The organism is Mycobacterium sp. NTMscope_Eco_3, from assembly GCF_976985685.1.
This window is the reverse complement of record NZ_CDRJYZ010000001.1, coordinates 2,037,848-2,055,912: the sequence shown is the minus strand read 5'-3', so window position 1 is coordinate 2,055,912 and position 18,065 is coordinate 2,037,848. Positions and strand designations below refer to the sequence as shown.

The 18,065-nt window shown below is 68.6% G+C and carries 16 protein-coding genes; 9 read left to right on the top strand and 7 right to left on the bottom strand.

All coding sequences use genetic code 11. From position 1 onward, the window contains the following. The first annotated feature begins 6 nt into the window (after positions 1-6). Entirely contained in the window at positions 7-714 is a 708-nt protein-coding gene (locus tag AC0KTM_RS09425) for a dienelactone hydrolase family protein (protein ID WP_225326827.1), read from the top strand. 3 nt (positions 715-717) lie between these two features. Here the strand turns inward: AC0KTM_RS09425 and AC0KTM_RS09420 are convergent, their stop codons facing one another. Beyond that, positions 718-1,098: a PPOX class F420-dependent oxidoreductase gene (locus AC0KTM_RS09420; RefSeq protein ID WP_238957955.1), complete on the bottom strand. Its 381-nt coding sequence runs from the start codon at positions 1,096-1,098 to the stop codon at positions 718-720. Between the two features lie 128 nt (positions 1,099-1,226). On the opposite strand from AC0KTM_RS09420, the gene AC0KTM_RS09415 reads away from it, so the two are divergent. The 4 genes from AC0KTM_RS09415 to AC0KTM_RS09400 are packed head-to-tail and all read left to right on the top strand — an operon-like array spanning position 1,227 to position 5,070. Further along, positions 1,227-2,456 (top strand): DUF1214 domain-containing protein, encoded by a 1,230-nt coding sequence (locus AC0KTM_RS09415; RefSeq protein ID WP_238957954.1) that lies wholly within the window; start codon positions 1,227-1,229, stop codon positions 2,454-2,456. Beyond that, entirely contained in the window at positions 2,453-3,598 is a 1,146-nt protein-coding gene (locus tag AC0KTM_RS09410) for a sulfotransferase family protein (RefSeq protein ID WP_238957953.1), read from the top strand. The genes AC0KTM_RS09415 and AC0KTM_RS09410 overlap by 4 nt, the downstream gene beginning before the upstream one ends. A gap of 4 nt (positions 3,599-3,602) precedes the next feature. Further along, positions 3,603-4,250, top strand: a complete 648-nt coding sequence (locus tag AC0KTM_RS09405; protein ID WP_238957952.1) for a TetR/AcrR family transcriptional regulator — start codon at positions 3,603-3,605, stop codon at positions 4,248-4,250. Positions 4,251-4,266: 16 nt separating this feature from the next. Further along, positions 4,267-5,070, top strand: coding sequence for an SDR family NAD(P)-dependent oxidoreductase (locus AC0KTM_RS09400; protein WP_472415473.1), 804 nt, complete (start codon positions 4,267-4,269; stop codon positions 5,068-5,070). 82 nt (positions 5,071-5,152) lie between these two features. Here the strand turns inward: AC0KTM_RS09400 and cobN are convergent, their stop codons facing one another. Continuing rightward, positions 5,153-8,728 carry a cobaltochelatase subunit CobN gene (gene cobN, locus AC0KTM_RS09395; RefSeq protein ID WP_238957950.1) on the bottom strand — a complete coding sequence of 1,192 codons (3,576 nt, stop codon included), beginning with the start codon at positions 8,726-8,728 and terminating at the stop codon, positions 5,153-5,155. 56 nt (positions 8,729-8,784) lie between these two features. On the opposite strand from cobN, the gene AC0KTM_RS09390 reads away from it, so the two are divergent. After that, entirely contained in the window at positions 8,785-8,985 is a 201-nt protein-coding gene (locus AC0KTM_RS09390) for a hypothetical protein (protein ID WP_238957949.1), read from the top strand. A gap of 4 nt (positions 8,986-8,989) precedes the next feature. Here the strand turns inward: AC0KTM_RS09390 and AC0KTM_RS09385 are convergent, their stop codons facing one another. The 4 genes from AC0KTM_RS09385 to AC0KTM_RS09370 form a co-directional block, all read right to left on the bottom strand. After that, positions 8,990-10,504 (bottom strand): molybdopterin-dependent oxidoreductase, encoded by a 1,515-nt coding sequence (locus AC0KTM_RS09385; RefSeq protein WP_238958048.1) that lies wholly within the window; start codon positions 10,502-10,504, stop codon positions 8,990-8,992. Positions 10,505-10,655: 151 nt separating this feature from the next. Beyond that, positions 10,656-11,330: an alpha/beta hydrolase family protein gene (locus AC0KTM_RS09380; protein WP_238957948.1), complete on the bottom strand. Its 675-nt coding sequence runs from the start codon at positions 11,328-11,330 to the stop codon at positions 10,656-10,658. 98 nt (positions 11,331-11,428) lie between these two features. Then, entirely contained in the window at positions 11,429-12,187 is a 759-nt protein-coding gene (locus AC0KTM_RS09375; protein WP_238957947.1) for an ABC transporter ATP-binding protein, read from the bottom strand. Between the two features lie 12 nt (positions 12,188-12,199). Next, complete coding sequence (locus AC0KTM_RS09370; RefSeq protein WP_238957946.1) at positions 12,200-13,027, bottom strand: ABC transporter permease; 828 nt, start codon at positions 13,025-13,027, stop codon at positions 12,200-12,202. Between the two features lie 102 nt (positions 13,028-13,129). Between AC0KTM_RS09370 and cobG the strand changes: the two genes are divergently transcribed. From cobG to AC0KTM_RS09355, 3 genes are read left to right on the top strand one after another with little or no spacing between them, the layout of a single operon-like run. Continuing rightward, positions 13,130-14,230 (top strand): precorrin-3B synthase, encoded by a 1,101-nt coding sequence (cobG, locus tag AC0KTM_RS09365; RefSeq protein ID WP_238957945.1) that lies wholly within the window; start codon positions 13,130-13,132, stop codon positions 14,228-14,230. Positions 14,231-14,249: 19 nt separating this feature from the next. Further along, on the top strand, positions 14,250-14,876 hold the full coding sequence (locus tag AC0KTM_RS09360; protein WP_238957944.1) for a precorrin-8X methylmutase: 627 nt from the start codon (positions 14,250-14,252) through the stop codon (positions 14,874-14,876). Further along, positions 14,873-16,393, top strand: a complete 1,521-nt coding sequence (locus AC0KTM_RS09355) for a precorrin-2 C(20)-methyltransferase (protein ID WP_238957943.1) — start codon at positions 14,873-14,875, stop codon at positions 16,391-16,393. Before AC0KTM_RS09360 ends, AC0KTM_RS09355 begins: the two co-directional genes overlap by 4 nt. Here the strand turns inward: AC0KTM_RS09355 and AC0KTM_RS09350 are convergent. Beyond that, positions 16,390-18,039 carry a PPE family protein gene (locus AC0KTM_RS09350; protein WP_238957942.1) on the bottom strand — a complete coding sequence of 550 codons (1,650 nt, stop codon included), beginning with the start codon at positions 18,037-18,039 and terminating at the stop codon, positions 16,390-16,392. The genes AC0KTM_RS09355 and AC0KTM_RS09350 overlap by 4 nt on opposite strands. Positions 18,040-18,065: the final 26 nt, after the last annotated feature.

Genomic DNA, 18,065 nt, shown 5'->3' with positions numbered 1-18,065 from the left:
GACGCTATGACGACGATTCAGATCGATACCCCCGACGGACCGATCGATGCGTTACTGAGCACGCCACCGGGGCAGGGGCCGTGGCCGGGCGTCGTGGTGATCCACGACGCGTTCGGCTACGGCCGCGACAAGCAGTCGACGAACGACCGCATCGCCCGGGCGGGTTATCTGGCGCTCACCCCGAACATGTACGCGCGCGGCGGCCGGATCCGCTGCATCTCCAGGGTCATGAAGGAGCTGCAGACGCAACGCGGCCGAGCCCTCGATGACATCCTCGCCGCGCGCGATCACCTGAAAGCCATGCCGGAATGTTCCGGCCAGGTCGGCATCGCGGGCTTCTGCATGGGCGGACAATTCGCACTGGTGATGTCGCCCAAGGGTTTTGGCGCCGCCGCGCCGTTCTACAGCACTCCCCTGCCCCGCAACCTCGACAAGACGCTCGACGGGGCGTGCCCGATCGTGGCCAGCTTGGGCGGCCGCGACCCGCTGGGACGGGGTGCGCCCGAGAAGCTGCGCAAGACGATCGCCGACAAGAACATCACCGCCGATGTGAAGGTCTATCCCGGTGCCGGGCACAGCTTCGCCAACGAGCTGCCCGCCCAGGGCCTGCTTCGGATCACCGGCTTCGGTTACGACGAGGCCGCCACCGAGGACGCCTGGCGCCGCGTTTTCGCGTTCTTCGGCGAACACCTGGCGGCGGGGGCAACGACGTAGTGTTCAAGCCACTTTCAGCTCGAGCCCCACGTTGTTTTCCATGCCGCCGCGCAGCTTGCTGAAGAGGTTGAACACTTTGCCCACGATGCCGTAGCGCTTGCCAATCGCCTCGTAGACCGCGCCCGTGTGCGACTTGTCGAGGATGACGGCTGTCCCCTCGACGGCCTCGCTGGTCGGTCGGCCGTTCATCGTGCAGGTGGCCAGCGTGACGCGAGGGGTGTTGCGGATCCGCTTGACCTTCCACGACGTTTCCTGGGTGATGACCAGGAGCCGGTCTTGATCCGGGGCGGCCCAGATCGGCGTCGGCTTGGGCCTGCCGTCCTTGGTGAAGGTGGTCAACAGGATGTATTGCGCCTTGGTGAGATCGGCGAAGGTCGGTGTCACGGTGCCAACCTACCGCTGTTGAGACTCAGCGTTGACATCGTCGCCGCTGCGCTGCGATAGTCATAACCACACTTAAACGAAAACGCTATTTTCATTTAAGGTTATGGCACCGACAGAAACGGGCAATCGTGAGCGATCCCAACAAGCCGCTGACGTGGCTGCCGTTCTCCATCGGCGAGGCGGCGTTGTCGGCCGAATCCGATTGCGCCGATCTAGCTCTGGCGTGGTCGCATCTCCTCACTCGGCTACGTGAAGCAGCCCAAATCGTGGAATCCGACCCGGCGAATCACCATCAGATCGACCTTGCCGCCGGAATCCGGCATCTGTTGGTACTGCTCACCGCGGGCATAGACGAAGTGTTGCGGTTCGATCCGGATCCGACGCTGCGCGTTCAACGCACCAGCACAGATGACGTCGTGACCTGGGGAATGGAGTGTCCGGACTGCATCTACACCCGCGCCGTGCTTCGCGGCGGGGAGAGTTATCGATTGTTCGGCAATCGCGGCACCGCACGCTACGTCGGGCTACAGACAATGAATGGGATCGCGGCAACAGCGAACGAGCTGGTTGACGAGCTCGAGATTGATGCCCGCGGCAACTTCGAGGTGGTGCTCTCGGCCTCCGAACCGACGGGGCGAGCAGGCAATTGGATGCCTATCGAAGGCGAACATCCCACGCTGACCGTGCGGCACTTTTTCTACGACTGGGATGCCGAGGTGGCATCGTCGCTGCGCATCGAGCGGCTCGGTGACACGATGGCGGCGACAAAACGTCCGGTCGAACCCGGCGTGGCGCTGTCGAGGCAGCTGGAAGCCCTCGGTGACTTCGTTCGCGACAACCTGACGTTCTTTCTGCAATTTGGTGCCGCCGCACCGGCCAACGGTTTTTTGCCCCCCATCGACCGCACGGATATCGGGGCGGCGGAGAACAGGCCGGTGATCGGGCGGTGGGAGCTGCGTCCGCACCAGGCGCTCATCGTGGAAGTCGAACCGCCAGAAGGCGTTTACTGGAGCTTTTCCATCGGAAACCCGTGGTGGGAGACGATTCACTACGGGCGCCACCAGTCGAGCCTGAATGCCCATCAGGCGGTGGTGGATTCCGATGGTTTGGTGCGCGTGGTGCTGTGTGAACGCGATCCCGGCGTGGCGAATTGGCTCGACACCGCCGGTCACAGCAACGGCCCGATCATCCTTCGTTGCGTGCGAACCAAGACGGCACCGACACCGACGACGCGACTCGTGCCCTTCGCCGATCTTGACGCGGAATTGCCTTCGGATACCGAAAGGGTCAGCCGAGAACAGCGGAAAGTGACGCTCGCGGCACGTGCCCGGGCCGTGCACGAAAGGTTCGGCACATGATGTTCGACGCCGACGAATTGGAGGACGGGGCCCGTGCCGCAACGGGTCTCGAGGACTTCGGCTCGCCCTACTACCGCGACGGACTCGAGCGCATCGTTGAAGCGCTGAACACCGAGGCCGACCTCAACGAGATCGGCCGGGTCATCCAGCACGCCACTGTCAGCAACGCCTTGATCCAGCGCCTCAAGGTTGAGGACACCTACCGGCAACACCCCGAGATCGACGATCAGGTGGTCGGTGGCCCCGTCTTCGTCATCGGGTTGCCCCGCACCGGCACCACAGCCCTGAGCCAATTGGTGGCCGCCGATCCCCAATTCCGGTCGCTTCGGATGTGGGAATCCCAAGCACCCGTCCCGCCGCCGGAGGCCGCGACCCAGCACAGCGATCCCCGGATCGCGCAGGCCGAAGCCGGTCTCAAGATGCTCGACAACATGTTCCCGTTGATGAAGACGCTGTACAACTCCGAGCCCACGGCCCCGACCGAATGCCAAGACCTCATGGGAATGAGCTTTCGCACCTTCCACTTTGACGGGGCGGTTCGCGCACCCGGGTATCTCGCGTGGCTGATGGACTGTGACATGCGCGGGACCTATCTATTCCATCGGCGGGTGCTCAAGCTCCTGCAGTGGCATTGCCCGCCGGTGCTGTGGCACCTCAAGACTCCAGTGCACATGTTCGCCCTCGACGCCCTAGTCGAGGCGTATCCGAATGCGAAATTCCTTTGGAGCCATCGCGATCCGGCCAAGGTGATGGGCTCGGTCTGCAGCCTGATCCGGTATGTGCGCAGCTGGAGTAGCGACCGCACCGATGACGAAGAACTTGGCGCCGAGCAAGTCGACAGCTGGGCAGAAGGCGTGCGGCGCGCCATGGACTTCCGCGGCCGGGTGGGCGATGACCGTTTCGCCGATGTCTCGTTTGCCGATCTGCAGTCCGATCCGGTAGGCACGCTGCGAACCAGCTACGACGCCCTTGGTTTGACCTTCACCGATGGCACCCGTTCTTCCGTCGAGCGTTGGGCCGCGGATCGCCGACCCGGCTCACGTGGCGCACATGACTACGACCTGGCCGACTACGGCCTGACACCCGACGGTGTCCGTGCACGGTTTGCGGACTATCTCGCCTCCTATGACGCGACGGCGTGACCCGGTGAGCGCTCCCCGCACGCGGCGACGCGAGAAGTTGGGTCCTGATCCGACGGTTCGCCGCCAGATCCTGGCTGCGGCGTCGACAACGCTGCGCGAGCATGGAGTCGAAGGACTCAGCATCGCCGCCGTCCTGAAACGGGCCGCGTTGAGCACGCGGGCGTTCTATCGGCATTTCGGTTCCAAGGACGAACTGGTTGCCGCGGTCTTCCTGGAGAGTGCGCACACCGAAAAGCGGCGGCTCAAACGTCGAATGTCCGGTGCTGCAACTGAAATCGAGGCAGTCGCGGCATGGATCGACGCTAGACTCGACTTAGCATTCGATGAGCGCCTCAAGAAGGATCTGCGGCGCCTGTCGTTAGAGGCTCAAACGCAGATCTTCACGTCTCCCGGCGTGGTTCAGCCCGCATATGCGGAGATGCTTGCGCCGCTGCGCGACGCAATTCGGCGCGGCCTACACGACGGCGTCTTCCACGGGGTCGATCCGGTGGCGGACGCCCAGTTCGTCCATGGGGTGGTGTGGGCGGGAATCGACCGGCACTGGACGAAGGCCGCCGGCGCTCGCGACGACCTGCGCCGGGGCATTCAACGGTTCTGCCTGCGCGGGCTCGGCGCCGCGAACGAAGCGATCGAACAAGTGTGTTCGACGTGATGGAAAGGGACTAGCGATGGACCTGGGTCTTGCGGGATCGACGGCCGTGGTCACCGGCGGCAGCAAAGGTATGGGACTGGCCATCGCCGAAACCCTTGCGGCCGAAGGGGCCAGGGTGGCGGTGATGGCCAGGAGCCGGGGTGCGCTCGATGCCGCCGTGGCGTCGCTGCACCAGGCCGGCGCCTCGGACGCCGTGGGGATCAGCGTGGATATGACCGATCCCGCCTCCATCGCCGCGGGTTTCGCCGCCGTCGCCGACCGTTGGGGGCACCTCAACAGCCTGATCCACACAATCGGGCCCGGCGACGGCTATTTCGAGCAGATGGACGACACCCAGTGGGACGAGGCGTTCAGCCTCGGCACGATGTCGGCGGTGCGATCAATCCGCGCCTCGCTGCCGCTGCTGCGCGCCTCGGACTGGGCCCGCGTGGTGACGTTCTCGGCGCACTCGATTCAGCGCCAGAACCCGCGGATCGTCGCCTACACGGCATCGAAGGCGGCGTTGGCCAGTATCACCAAGAATCTGTCGAAAAGCCTTGCCAGGGAAGGCATTCTGGTCAACTGTGTGTGTCCGGGGACCATCGTGACCGCCAGCTTCACCGAAAACCTCAAAGGCATCCTCGCCGCCGATGGGCTCGATGCCACCGATCCGGTCGACGTCATGACCTGGATCGACAAGAACTTTCACCAGCCCTGTGATCTCGGCCGTGCCGGCCTTCCCGAAGAGGTCGCGTCCATCACCGCGTACCTCGCATCGCGGCGAAATGGCTATGTCACCGGGGCGACGGTCAACGTGGACGGCGGATCGGATTTCATCTGACTCGGCGCGCCCCGCGCGAGCAGACATAGAGTCGCACGGAAGGAACTGGCGCAATGCGATTCCGCGTCTGCTCGCCAGGGAACTAGCCTTCGAGATCGCCCTCGGTTTCCAGTAGCGCCCGGCGCAGCCCGTCGAGGGTTTCCGGTTGCGGCTGCGCCCACATGCCGCGCCCCGCCGCCTCCAGCAACCGCTCGGCCATGCCGTGCAGCGCCCAGGGATTCGACTCCGCCATGAATTTCCGGTTCTCCGGGTCCAAAACGTAACGCTCGGTGAGCTGTTCGTACATCCAGTCGGCCATCACGTGAGCCGTCGCGTCATAGCCGAACAGGTAGTCCACGGTCGCCGCCATCTCGAACGCGCCCTTGTAACCGTGCCGGCGCATCGCCGCCATCCAACGCGGATTCACCACCCGGGCCCGGAACACGCGCGTGGTTTCCTCCGACAGGGTGCGGGTGCGGATCGCGTCGGGCCGGGTGTTGTCGCCGATGTAGGCCGCCGGCGCTTGGCCGGTCAGCGCCCGCACCGTCGCCACCATGCCGCCGTGGTACTGGAAGTAGTCGTCGGAGTCGGCGATGTCATGTTCCCGGGTGTCGGTGTTCTTGGCGGCCACCGCAATACGCCGATATTGCCGGTTCATGTCGTCGACCGCCTCGCGGCCGTCCAGGTCGCGCCCGTAGGCGAACCCGCCCCAGGCGGTGTAGACCGCGGCGAGGTCGGCGTCGTCACGCCAGTTGCGGCTGTCGATGAGCTGCAGCAGCCCGGCGCCGTAGGTGCCCGGCTTGGAACCGAAAATCCTGGTGGTCGATCGGCGTTGATCGCCGTGCTGAGCCAGGTCGGCCTGGGCGTGGGCCCGCACAAAGTTGTCCTCGGCGGGTTCGTCGAGGTCCGCGACCAGCCGCACCGCGTCGTCGAGCATCGTCACCACATGCGGGAAGGCGTCGCGGAAGAAGCCGGAGATCCGCACCGTCACGTCGATGCGCGGGCGCCCGAGCTCGGCCAGGGGTATCGGGGCGAGGTCGACGACACGGCGCGACGCGTCATCCCACACGGGCCGAACGCCCAGCAGCGCAAGCACTTCGGCGATGTCGTCGCCGGCGGTGCGCATCGCCGAGGTCCCCCACACCGACAGCCCCACCGACTGCGGCCAGCGGCCGTGGTCGTCGCGGTAGCGGGCGAGCAGCGAATCCGCCAGTGCCACACCGGCTTCCCACGCCAGCCGGGACGGCACCGCCTTGGGGTCGACGGAGTAGAAGTTGCGCCCGGTGGGCAGCACGTTGACCAGGCCACGCAGCGGGGACCCCGAGGGGCCGGCCGGGATGAATCGTCCGTCCAGGGCACGCAGCACCTGCTCGATCTCGGCGGAGCTGCCGCCCAGCCGGGGCACCACTTCGGTGGCGGCGAACCGGAGCACACGTGCCACGTCGGCGTTGTCGCTGAGCCGTTCGGCCGCATCGGGATCCCAGCCCGAGGCCTGCAGCGCGGCGACCAACGCCCGCGCCGCGGCCTCGGCCGCGTCCACGCTGGTGCGTTCGTCGGTGCCGTCCTCGGCCAGGCCCAGCGCCTGCCGCAGGCCGGGGATGGCGTGCTCGCCGCCGAAGAGCTGGCGCGCGCGCAGGATCGCCAGCACGAGGTCCAGTTCGGCCTCCCCCGTTGGCTTTTGCCCCAGGATGTGCAGGCCGTCGCGGATCTGGACATCCTTGATCTCGCACAGCCAGCCGTCGACGTGCAGCAGCATGTCGTCGAACGAGTCCTCGGCGGGACGCTCGGTGAGCCCGAGATCGTGGTCCATCTTCGCGGCCCGGATGAGGGTCCAGATCTGCTGGCGGATGGCGGGCAGCTTGCCGGGATCCAGTGCGGCGACGTTGGCGTGCTCGTCGAGCAGCTGCTCCAAACGCGCGATGTCGCCGTAGGTTTCGGCGCGAGCCATCGGCGGGATGAGATGGTCGACGAGCACCGCGTGCGCGCGCCGCTTGGCCTGCGTGCCCTCGCCGGGGTCGTTCACCAGGAAGGGGTAGATCAGCGGCAGGCTGCCCAGCGCGGCGTCGGGTGCGCAGGCCGCCGACATGCCCAGCGTCTTGCCCGGCAGCCATTCCAGGTTGCCGTGTTTACCCAGATGCACCACCGCGTGCGCCCCGAATCCGGTGTCCAGCCAGCGGTAGGCGGCGAGATAGTGGTGGCTGGGCGGCAGGTCCGGGTCGTGGTAGATGGCGACCGGATTCTCGCCGAAGCCGCGGGGCGGCTGCACCATCAGCACCAGGTTGTCCGATTGGATTGCGGCGACGACGATTTCACCTTCGGGGTCGTTACTGCGATCGACGAAGAGCTCCCCGGGCGGCGGTCCCCAATGCGCCTCGACGGCGTCGGTGAATTCGGCGGGTAAGGTCGCGAACCACGAGCGATAATCCTTGGCGGACACCCGGATCGGGTTGCCGGCCAATTGCCCCTCGGTGAGCCAGTCGGGATCCTGGCCGCCCCGTTCGATCAGCGCGTGGATCAGGGCGTCGCCGTCGTTCGCCTCGACGCCGGGCAGGTCGCCGACCTGGTACCCGCGATCGCGCATCGCCTGCAGCAGCGCGACGGCGCTCGCGGGCGTGTCCAGCCCCACCGCGTTGCCGATTCGGGCGTGCTTGGTGGGATAGGCCGAGAACACCAGCGCGACCCGCTTGTCGGACGGGGCGACGTGGCGCAGCTGCGCGTGCCGCACCGCCAGCCCGGCGACCCGGGCGCAACGCTCGGCGTCGGCGACGTAGGAGATCAGGCCGTCTTCGTCAATCTCCTTGAAGGAGAACGGCACCGTGATGATGCGACCGTCGAACTCAGGCACGGCCACCTGGCTGGCCACGTCGAGCGGGCTCAGGCCGTCGTCGTTTTCGCACCACTGGGCGCGCCGGCTGGTCAGGCACAATCCCTGCAGTATCGGAATATCCAGGGCGGCGAGATGTTCGACGTTCCAGCTGTCGTCATCGCCCCCGGCGGACGCCGTGGCCGGTTTGAGTCCACCCGCGGCGAGGACGGTCACGACCATGGCGTCGGCGGCGCTCAGCCGTTGCAGCAGTTCGGGTTCGGCGGTGCGCAGCGATGCGCAGTAGACGGGCATCGGCCGCGCGCCGGCGTCCTCGATGGCCTCGCACAACGACTCGACGTAGCCGGTGTTGCCGGCCAAATGTTGAGCGCGGTAATACAGGACGGCGATCGTCGGGCCCTCGATATCCCTCGCATCCGGCCGCGCCAGCTCGCCCCAAGTCGGCGTGACGACCGGCGGGGTGAATCCGAACCCGGTCATCAGCACGGTGTCCGAGAGGAAGGCGTGCAGCTGGCGCAGGTTGTCGACGCCACCGTGGGCCAGGTAGATGTGCGCCTGGACCGCGATGCCGGCCGCCAGCGTCGACAGGCCGGTCAGCTCGGCGTCGGCGGCCTGCTCGCCGCTGACCAGCACCGTGGGCACGCCGCTGGCGATCACCGTGTCGATCCCGCTCTGCCAGGCCCGGTAGCCGCCAAGGATCCGCACCACCACGATGGCGACGTCGGCCAGCAGGTCGGGCAGTTCGTCCTCCGACAGCCGCGACGGGTTGGCCCACCGGTAGTTTTTCCCGCTGGAGCGGGCGCTGATCAGGTCCGTATCGGACGTCGACAGCAGCAGGATGCTCGGTTCAGCCACCCGTCATTCGTACCGCAGCGGCTTCGGACGGCCGAATCGGCACGTAGGGTCCCTCTATGAGCAGAGGATTCGTCGTCACTTTCGCGGTCGGGCTGATCATCGCGTTGTTCGGTGTGATCTGGGCATTGCAAGGGTTCGGGGTGCTTGGCGGCAGCCCGATGAGCAACACCACCACCTGGTCGGTCATCGGGCCGATCACCGCGCTCGTCGGGATAGCGATGGCGGTGATCAGTTGGCGGAAGCTCTCGTCGAAATAGGTTGCTACGCCGGCACGACGGCGAAGTTCACCGTGTGCCAGCCGGTGGCGCCGTCGGGGACGGGATTGGCGCGCTCTTCGGTCTGGACGGCACCGGTGTTGTCGATGGCGCGCACGGTGATGGTTTCTCGCCCGGGGCTTTTCGCCTGCCACGGGAAGCTCCACAACCGCCATGTCTCATTGGAATAACTCGCGCCCAGTTCGGCCGGTTGCCAACCGCCGTCGCCGATGCGGACTTCGACCGCTCGCACGCCACGATTTTGTGCCCACGCAACGCCGCCGAACACCACCGGCCCCACCGGCACCGTCTGGCCGCCCCTGGGCACGTCGATCCGCGACTCCGTCTTGATGGGCGCCTGCGCCGCCCAGCCCTGCCGCGTCCAGTAGGCCTTGGCCCGGTCGAACCGGGTCAGCTCCACATCCACCACCCACTTGGTGGCCGACACGTAGCCATAGAGTCCCGGCACCACCATGCGGGCCGGGTAGCCGTGCTCGGCCGGCAGCGGTTGACCGTTGAGGCCGACCGCCAGCAACGCGTCGCGGCCGTCCGTGACCGCCTGCACGGGGGTGCCGACGGTGAATCCCTCGATCGAGGTGGAGAGCACCATGTCGGCATCGCGGTGCACACCGGCCGCCGCCAGCAGGTCCGCCAGCCGGTAGCCGGTCCAGATGCCCGTTGAAATGAGATCTCCGCCAACGGGATTGGATACACATGTCAACGTGGTCACCGTCTCGACGATGTCGAATCGGGTGAGGTCGTCGAAGCTCAAGGTGATCTCGCGGTCCACCATCCCGTGGATACGCAGGCGCCAGTCGCCGCGGCTGAGCTGGGGAACGCTCAGCGCGGTGTCGACCCGGTAGAAGTCAGCACTTGAAGTGATAAAGCTCGGCAGCGCAACGCCTTTCGGCTGCACCGCGGCGGGTATCGGACGCGCCGGGGATCGTGGCCGGGGTAGGGCGAACGTCTTACGGTCGGCCTCCACCGAATGCGCCAGCCGGGTACCGAACGCCCCCACTACCCCACTGACGACGCCCAGTCCGAGCAACCCGTACATGACCAACCTGCGCCGGCTTGGATCTGCCTGCTGCTGGTCGTCTGCGTCGCCGTCCGGCTCAGGCGAGAACCGTCGGGTGAGCACCCGCAGCACCCCTACGCCGCACGCGGCGCCGACGATGGTGGGGAGCGTGTCGAGTGCCGTCCCGCCTGGTCGCGACAGCACGGCGATGCAGCCAAGGACGCCCGCCGCGGCGATCACTGCGCTGCCGAACGGGCGGCGCCGCGTCTCGAGGGTCCCGGCGATCGCCGCGATCGTCGCGATCACCACGAGCACGACGACGGCCAGGAAGGGTTTGTCCAGCGGACCGAGCGTTTGGATGGCCCACTCTTTGACGGGGCCCGGTGTCAGATCGACGACCGCGGAACCCACGGCGGCGCGGGCATCGGCCCGCGCACCGAAGGGGATGCTGGCCAGTTGGGTGACACCGAGCGCGACGGACGCAGCGGCGACCCCGGCGATCATCCGGTCATTCGACGAAGCCGCGGCCACCGAAGTCACTTTACTCGCGCTTTCTCCCAACCCCGCAAAACTCTTGCGGCACAGTGCTGGTGGCATCGAGCCGGGTAGCGTCCCGCGCCGGGTCTGAGCCTCGCCGGAGGGTGATTCGCGTCGGTCAGTGACCGATCAGGGCCGCAATCCGCGTGGCGACCTCCCCGGCGACCCGCAGCGCCTTCTCGCTCGTGCCGGGCTCGTAGCGATCCGCCACCGGGTCGTAGTCGGCGCCGGCGATGGAACCATGATCGGCGTCGAGCTCCACCAACTCGACCGGCCAGCCCACCCCTTTCAGGCCGGCGGCGAACTCCCTGCTGGTACTGGCGGGGACCGCGTCGTCCGCCAACCCGTGCAGCAGCTTGAACGGCGTGCCCGCGCGGCCGGCCGACAGTGCGTCGGTCGGCACCTGACCGGAGAGCGGGTCGGGCACCATGAACGCGCCGGCCAGGCACACGGTGTGGACGAGGGTGACGTCGAACCGCTCCGCGTTGAGCGTCAGACCCGCTGCGGCGCAACCACCCATGGACCACCCGACGAGCACGATGCCGTTGCCCGGGCCCGCGAAGTCGCGGGTGAAATCGAGCGAACCCAGCAGATCCGCCCGGCCGCCGTCGTCGGCGTGGGAATTCCAGTCCGGCGCCACCACGGCCGCACCGCGCTCGCTGAGCATGCCGGCCAGGGGTCTGAAGGCCGCGCGGGCGTCGGTCTGCATGCCGTGCCACAGCAGGACGGTGGGTCGTCGGGAGTCGCCGAAGACGTCGGCGAGGCGTCCGGGGGCGTATTCCACCGTGTCCACGGCCACGAGTGTGCCCCGGGGACCGTGATCCCAAACGGCGGGTCAGGCGATGCCCTTGCGGTGGAGGTCAACTCGACGCCGCGAAGATCGGCCGGTTTCTAGGTTGACGATTGCACGCCAAGTCGATCCAGCAGCTCGGCGCGATGCCGCTCGGTATGGGCGCCGGGATGACCGGGTGTGCGCCGCGGCTCGTCGATCGTCAGCGTGTGAATGATGCGGCCCTCCTCGAGCACCAGCACGCGGTCGGCCAACGCCACCGCCTCGTCGACGTCATGGGTGATCAGCAACACCCCGAATCCGTGCCGGCGCCACAGATCCAGCAGCAAGGCGTGCATCGTCAACCGGGTCAACGCGTCCAGCGCCCCGAAGGGTTCGTCGAGCAGCAGCAACCGCGGCTCGGCGACCAACGCCCGCGCGAGTGAAACTCGTTGCGCCTGACCGCCGGACAGGGTCAGCGGCCAGGACCCGGCGTGGTCGGTCAACCCGACGTCGGCCAGCGCACGCTCGGCGCGTTGTCGCACCTGCGGCCTTGGCAGCCGGCTGCGGGTGAGGCCGTATCCGACATTGGTGCGCACGTCGCGCCACGGGAGCAGCCGCGGCTCCTGGAAGGCCAGCGCCGGGGCGCCGGCCACCACGCGTTCGCCGCTGTGGTCAGGCGAGAGGCCGGCCAGCACCCGCAGGACCGTCGATTTGCCCGAGCCGCTGCGCCCGACCAGCGCGACGATCTCGCCGCTGCACACCCGCAGTGAAACGTCTTTGAGCACATGGGCAGTGCCGTACCACTTGTCGACGTGGCGCAGCTCGCCGGCGATCTCGGTCCGCACCCGAATGGCGTCGGGTTCTGCGATGAGTGTCAAAGCCTGAACCTTTCAGTGTCGGTAACGCAGGGCGCGGCGTTCGATGATCCGGACGATCGCGTCGGTGATGATGCCCAGCAGCGCATAGATGGTCAGTCCGAAGATGATGATGTCGATGCGTAGGAAATCTCGGGCGTTGTTGATCAGGAAGCCAATTCCCTTGTCGGCGTTGATCTGCTCGGCGACGATCAAGGTCAGCCACGCGATCGCCAGCGACTGCCGGAAACCGACGAGCACCTGCGGCGCGGTGCTGGGCACGATGATCCGGGTGAACCGCTGGGCAAACGAAAAGCCCAGCACTTGAGCGGCTTCCAACATTTTGGGGTCGACCTGGCGGATCGCGGAGAAGGTGTTCAGGTAGAGCGGGAAGACCACGCCCAAGGCCACCAGCAGGACCTTGGGCAGCTCGCCGATCCCAAACCACAGGATGAACAGCGGGATGAGACCCAGGTGCGGCAACGCGCGGATCATCTGCATGGGCGGGTCAACCGTGGCCTCGAGCCAGCGGGACAGCCCGACCGCCGCGCCCGCGCCGACCCCGATCACCCCACCCAGGACCAACCCCTCGACAACCCGGACAGAGGAGACTTGCAGCGCGGCGGCGAGCTGGCCGTCGCGGATCAACTCGACTCCCGCCTCGACGATCAGCGACGGCGCCGGCAGCACATCCTGCGGGATGACACCGATCGCGCTGCCCAGCTGCCACAGCGCCAGCAACGCCAGCGGGGAAGCGATGCGCACGATCTCCCATTTGCGGCGCGCCCATAACCCACCGGGCGCGCCGGCGTGGACGCTCCCAGGCTGTTTCGGCGCAGCGTCGAGCGCGGTGGCAATGCTCACCGTGCCGACGGTAGGGCGCGACCGTTGCCGTGAGTAAGGGTTTACGTCTGCCTGAAGCCAATGTCGGCCGCCGTGTTCAGCCGGTGGCCGTACCGTGGACGGGTGGCCAGGACGCGTGACACCGACGCTTGCCCGGGTGCGCTGCAGGTGCACCAGGCCGCCGACGGCGCCCTGGCCCGGGTGCGGTTACCCGGGGGCATGCTCACGGCCGCCCAGCTGGCGGCGCTGAGCGCCGCCGCCACGCAGACAGGGTCGGGAACGCTCGAACTCACCGCGCGGGGCAACGTGCAGTTGCGCGGACTGACCGACGTCACCGCCGTCGCCGAGACGCTGGCGGCCGCAGGCCTGTTGCCGTCGACCACGCATGAGCGCGTCCGCAACATCGTCGCGTCACCGCTGTCGGGGCGGGCCGGCGGCGACGTCGACGTGCGGGGCTGGGTCGGCGAACTGGACGCCGCGATCTGCGCGGCGCCGCGACTCGCGGACCTGGGCGGCCGGTTCTGGTTCAGCCTCGACGACGGGCGGGCCGATGTGTCCGGTCTGCGCGCCGACATCGGCGTGCACGCGCCGCCGGACGGTTGCGCGCTGCTGCTGGCCGGACGGGACACCGGCGTCCGGCTGGCCGCCGGCGAGGTGATCGAGACGCTCGTCGCTCTCGCGACGCGTTTCGTGGAAATCCGCGAAACCGCTTGGCGCGTCCAGGAATTGGACGACATTCGTCGGCTACTACCCGACGCCGAGCCCGGCGGGACACCTTTTCCCGTCGTCACCAAGCCGCCCGTGGGATGGATCGATCAGGATGACGGCCGGGTGACGCTGGGCGCCGCGGTGCCGCTGGGTGTGCTGCCCGCGCGGGTCGCGGAGTACCTGGCCGCGATCGAGGCGCCGCTGGTGATCACCCCGTGGCGCTCGGTGCTGGTGTGCGATCTCGAGGAATCCGTCGCGGACACCGCGCTGCGCGTGCTGGCCCCGTTGGGACTGGTGTTCGACGAGAACTCCCCCTGGCTGACCGTCAGCGCCTGCACCGGCAGTCCCGGGTGTGCGCACTCGGTCGCCGACGTGCGGGCCGACGCCGCCCAGGCGCTGGACGCCGAGGTCACGCTGCACCGGCACTTCGTGGGCTGCGAACGCGCGTGCGGCAGCCCGCCGGCCGGTCAGGTGCTGGTCGCCACAGGCGACGGATACCGGACGCTTCGAACCTGACAACCCTTAGGGTGAGCGGGTGCTCGACTACATCCGCGATGCCGCGGAGATCTATCGCCAGTCGTTCGCGACCATCCGCGCCGAGGCCGACCTGGCGCGATTTCCCGCCGACGTAGCCCGGGTCGTCGTCCGGTTGATCCACACCTGCGGCCAGGTCGACGTCGCCGAGCACGTCGCCTTCACCGACGACGTCGTCGAGCGCGTCGGCGCGGCCCTGCGGGGCGGCGCCCCGGTGTTGTGCGACTCGTCGATGGTGGCCGCCGGGATCACCACTGCCCGGCTGCCCGCGGGCAACGAGGTCGTGTCGCTGGTGGCCGACCCGCGGGCGGCCGAGCTGGCCGCACGCCGGCAGACCACCCGTTCGGCGGCCGGGGTCGAGCTGTGGGCCGAGCGGCTCGACGGCGCCGTGCTGGCCATCGGCAACGCACCGACGGCCCTGTTCCGGCTGCTCGAGCTGATCGACGAGGGGCTTTCGCCGCCGGCCGGCGTGCTGGGCGGGCCGGTGGGATTCGTCGGGTCGGCGCAGTCCAAGCAGGAGCTCATCGACCACCCGCGCGGCATGTCCTATCTGGTGGTGCAGGGCCGCCGCGGCGGCAGCGCCATGGCCGCCGCCGCCGTCAATGCGATCGCAAGCGACGCCGAATGACGGCACAAGGGACCACGCGAAGCGCCCATAGGGGGACACTGTGGGGCGTCGGGCTGGGGCCCGGCGACCCCGAACTCGTGACCGTCAAAGCCGCGCGGGTGATCGGTGAGGCCGACGTGGTCGCCTATCACAGCGCCCGGCACGGCCGCAGCATCGCGCGCGGCATCGCCGAACGCTATCTGCGGCCCGGCCAGATCGAGGAGCACCTGGTGTATCCGGTGACGACCGAGGTCACCGACCACCCGGGCGGCTATTCCGGCGCGCTCGAGGACTTCTATGCCGAGGCCACCCGACGGATCGCCGCGCACCTGGAGGCCGGCCGCAACGTGGCCCTGCTCGCCGAGGGCGACCCGCTGTTCTACAGCTCGTACATGCATCTGCACACCCGGCTGACCGAGCGATTCAACGCGGTCATCGTTCCGGGTGTGACGTCGGTGAGCGCCGCGTCGGCGGCCCTCGCGACGCCGTTGGTGGCCGGCGACGAAGTGCTGTCGGTGCTGCCGGGCACGTTGCCCGTCGCGGAACTGACCCGCCGGCTGGCCGACGCCGACGCCGCCGTGATCCTGAAGTTGGGGCGCTCGTATCACGCTGTGCGCGAAGCGCTTTCGGCGTCCGGGCAGCTCGACGACACGTTTTACGTCGAACGAGCCAGCAGCGCCGGGCAGCGCATCCTGCCCGCGGCGGACGTCGACGAGACCAGCGTGCCGTACTTCTCGCTGGCCATGCTGCCGGGCGGCCGCCGGCTGCACCGACGCTCCCCCGATAGGCGGGCGGCCGGCAGCGTCGCGGTGGTGGGCCTGGGCCCCGGCGACATGGACTGGATGACACCGCAGAGCCGGCGGGAGCTCGCCGCGGCGACCGACCTGATCGGCTACGGCGGCTACCTGGATCGCGTGCCGGTGCGCGACGGCCAGCAGCGGCACCCCAGCGACAACCGCGACGAACCCGAGCGTGCGCGGCTGGCCTGCGCACTGGCCGAGCAGGGCCGGGCCGTGGCGGTGGTGTCGTCGGGCGACCCGGGGGTCTTCGCGATGGCGACCGCCGTGCTGGAAGAGGCCAAACAATGGCCGGGCGTGCGGGTTCGGGTGATTCCCGCGATGACCGCCGCCCAGGCTGTGGCCAGCCGGGTCGGCGCCCCATTGGGCCACGACTACGCGGTGATCTCGCTGTCCGACCGGCTCAAGCCGTGGGACGTGATCTCCGCGAGGCTGCAGGCCGCCGCGGCCGCCGACCTGGTGCTGGCCATCTACAACCCCGCGTCGAAGACGCGGACCTGGCAGGTCGGCGCGATGCGCGACATTCTGCTGGCCCACCGCGAACCGGGCACGCCGGTGGTGATCGGCCGCAGCGTGTCGGGCGACGACGAAGACGTCCGCGTGGTCCGGCTGGCCGATCTCAATCCCGCCGAGATCGACATGCGCTGCCTGCTGATCGTCGGTTCGTCGCAAACCCAGTGGTATTCAACGGATTCCACCGACCGGGTCTTCACTCCCCGGCACTATCAGCCATCTGGCTAGTCGCGGTCCCAGGTGCTCGGCATCATCGGCACGCTGGGGCCGTCGCTCAACCCGTCGCGGGTCAGCGTCGCCAATCCGGCGGCGCAGGGGGCGTCGGATTTGGCTGCGGCACCGGCGAATCCGAGCCGCCCCGCACTGTCCTCAGAGGGCCTGGCGGCGTTCGGATCGTCGGCATCGACGCCCGGATCCAAATCGGAGTCCAGGTCCATGAATTCGTAGCGGTAGGCGCGTTCGGTGGCGGTTCCGCCGCGGCGCCGTCGGGCCCGGGCCTTCTTTTTGGCCGCGGTGGCCGCGGCCGCGGCGGCGGGCGCGTCGAGGTCGTCGGAGGACGGCTCCTCCGACTTTCGGCGTGACCGACTGCTCGCGCTGCCGCGCGCCGAGAGTCCCGACAGCCCTACCGCATACAGGGCGTTGGACAGGCCGGCGCCGATTCCGTCGGTCGCCGTCGGGCCGAAGCCGACCCCCGGTCCGCCACCGGCCGGGCCGCCGCCGGCCGATCCGGCGACCGTCGTCGCGGGCGCGGTGGACGGTGTCGGCACGTGGCTGACACTGGCGGGCGCGGTGGCAATCGTCGGCGCCGGAGCAACCACCGGTGCGGGCGCCGCCGCGACGGCCGGCAGGGGCGGGGCAGACGCGAGCGGGATCCCGACGCTGATCGCGGTGACCGCGGCCGCCGCCCCACCGGCCGCGGCCGCCCCGATGGCGGCAACGACGACCGGCGCGAGCACCACCGCCATCTGGATCGCCAGCTGAATAAACGGCCAGAAGATCATCAGGGTGTGGAAGATGGCCCAGCCGAGCGCGATCGACAGCGCCGGGGACAGTCCCAGCTGCCCGAAGAATGAGGCGAGACTGTTGACCCACGGCACCGGCGGGAAGGGCCACCCACCGGGGTTGAGGTCCTTGGACACCGGCCACGCGAAATTCTGGGTGTACTGCTGCAGCCACTTGGTCAGCTGGTCCATCCAGGACGGGTAGGTCTGCGTGGTGGCCTGCTGCTGGGCGCTCGACGTGTCGGCATTGTTGAGGTTGGAGCCGGAATTTGCCGCCGGCGCCACGGCAGCCGCTTGCATCGCTGCGACGCCGGCGGTGCCCGCCTCGGCGCCCGGGACGACGATCGTCGGCGCGGGAGTGGTCGGCGGGACCGCGGCCAGCGCAGATTCACTGACGGCCTGGTAGGTGGTCATCGTCGTGGCGGCCTGCACCCACATGCGCGCGTAGTCGGCTTCGTTGACCGCTATGGGGATGGTGTTGATGCCGAAGAAGTTCGTGGCGACCAGTGCGCCGTGGACGGCGTGATTGGCGGTGAGTTCGCCCATCGTCGGCATGGCGGCCAACGCGGCGGTGTAGGCGGTGGCGGCGGTCTCGTGCAGGCTCGCCGCGGTTGCGCTCTTGGCCGCGCTCTCCACCAGCCAGGCCTGGTAGGGGACGTGGGCGGCCACGTACTGCTCGGCGCTGGGCCCGTCCCACGCGCCGGCCTGCACGGTGCCCAGCAACCCGGTGAGCTCGGCCGCCGCGTTCGCATAGTCGGTGCTCATCGACGTCCATGCCGTCGCGGCGGCCAGTATCGGGGCGGGGCCGGGGCCGCTGCTGAGCAAGGTCGAGTGCACTTCGGGCGGAGACGCCGCCCAGATCGGGGCGGTCATCGTCGGGGGCCTTCAGGGAAGGACAC

Excerpts from the sequence above, each read along its gene's own strand:
- AC0KTM_RS09425 (WP_225326827.1), top strand. The coding sequence starts at position 7 with ATGACGACGATTCAGATCGATACCCCCGACGGACCGATCGATGCGTTA.
- AC0KTM_RS09350 (WP_238957942.1), bottom strand. The coding sequence starts at position 18,039 with ATGACCGCCCCGATCTGGGCGGCGTCTCCGCCCGAAGTGCACTCGACC.
- AC0KTM_RS09410 (WP_238957953.1), top strand. The coding sequence starts at position 2,453 with ATGATGTTCGACGCCGACGAATTGGAGGACGGGGCCCGTGCCGCAACG.
- AC0KTM_RS09390 (WP_238957949.1), top strand. The coding sequence starts at position 8,785 with ATGAGCAGAGGATTCGTCGTCACTTTCGCGGTCGGGCTGATCATCGCG.
- AC0KTM_RS09385 (WP_238958048.1), bottom strand. The coding sequence starts at position 10,504 with ATGATCGCCGGGGTCGCCGCTGCGTCCGTCGCGCTCGGTGTCACCCAA.
- AC0KTM_RS09355 (WP_238957943.1), top strand. The coding sequence starts at position 14,873 with ATGACGGCACAAGGGACCACGCGAAGCGCCCATAGGGGGACACTGTGG.
- AC0KTM_RS09400 (WP_472415473.1), top strand. The coding sequence starts at position 4,267 with ATGGACCTGGGTCTTGCGGGATCGACGGCCGTGGTCACCGGCGGCAGC.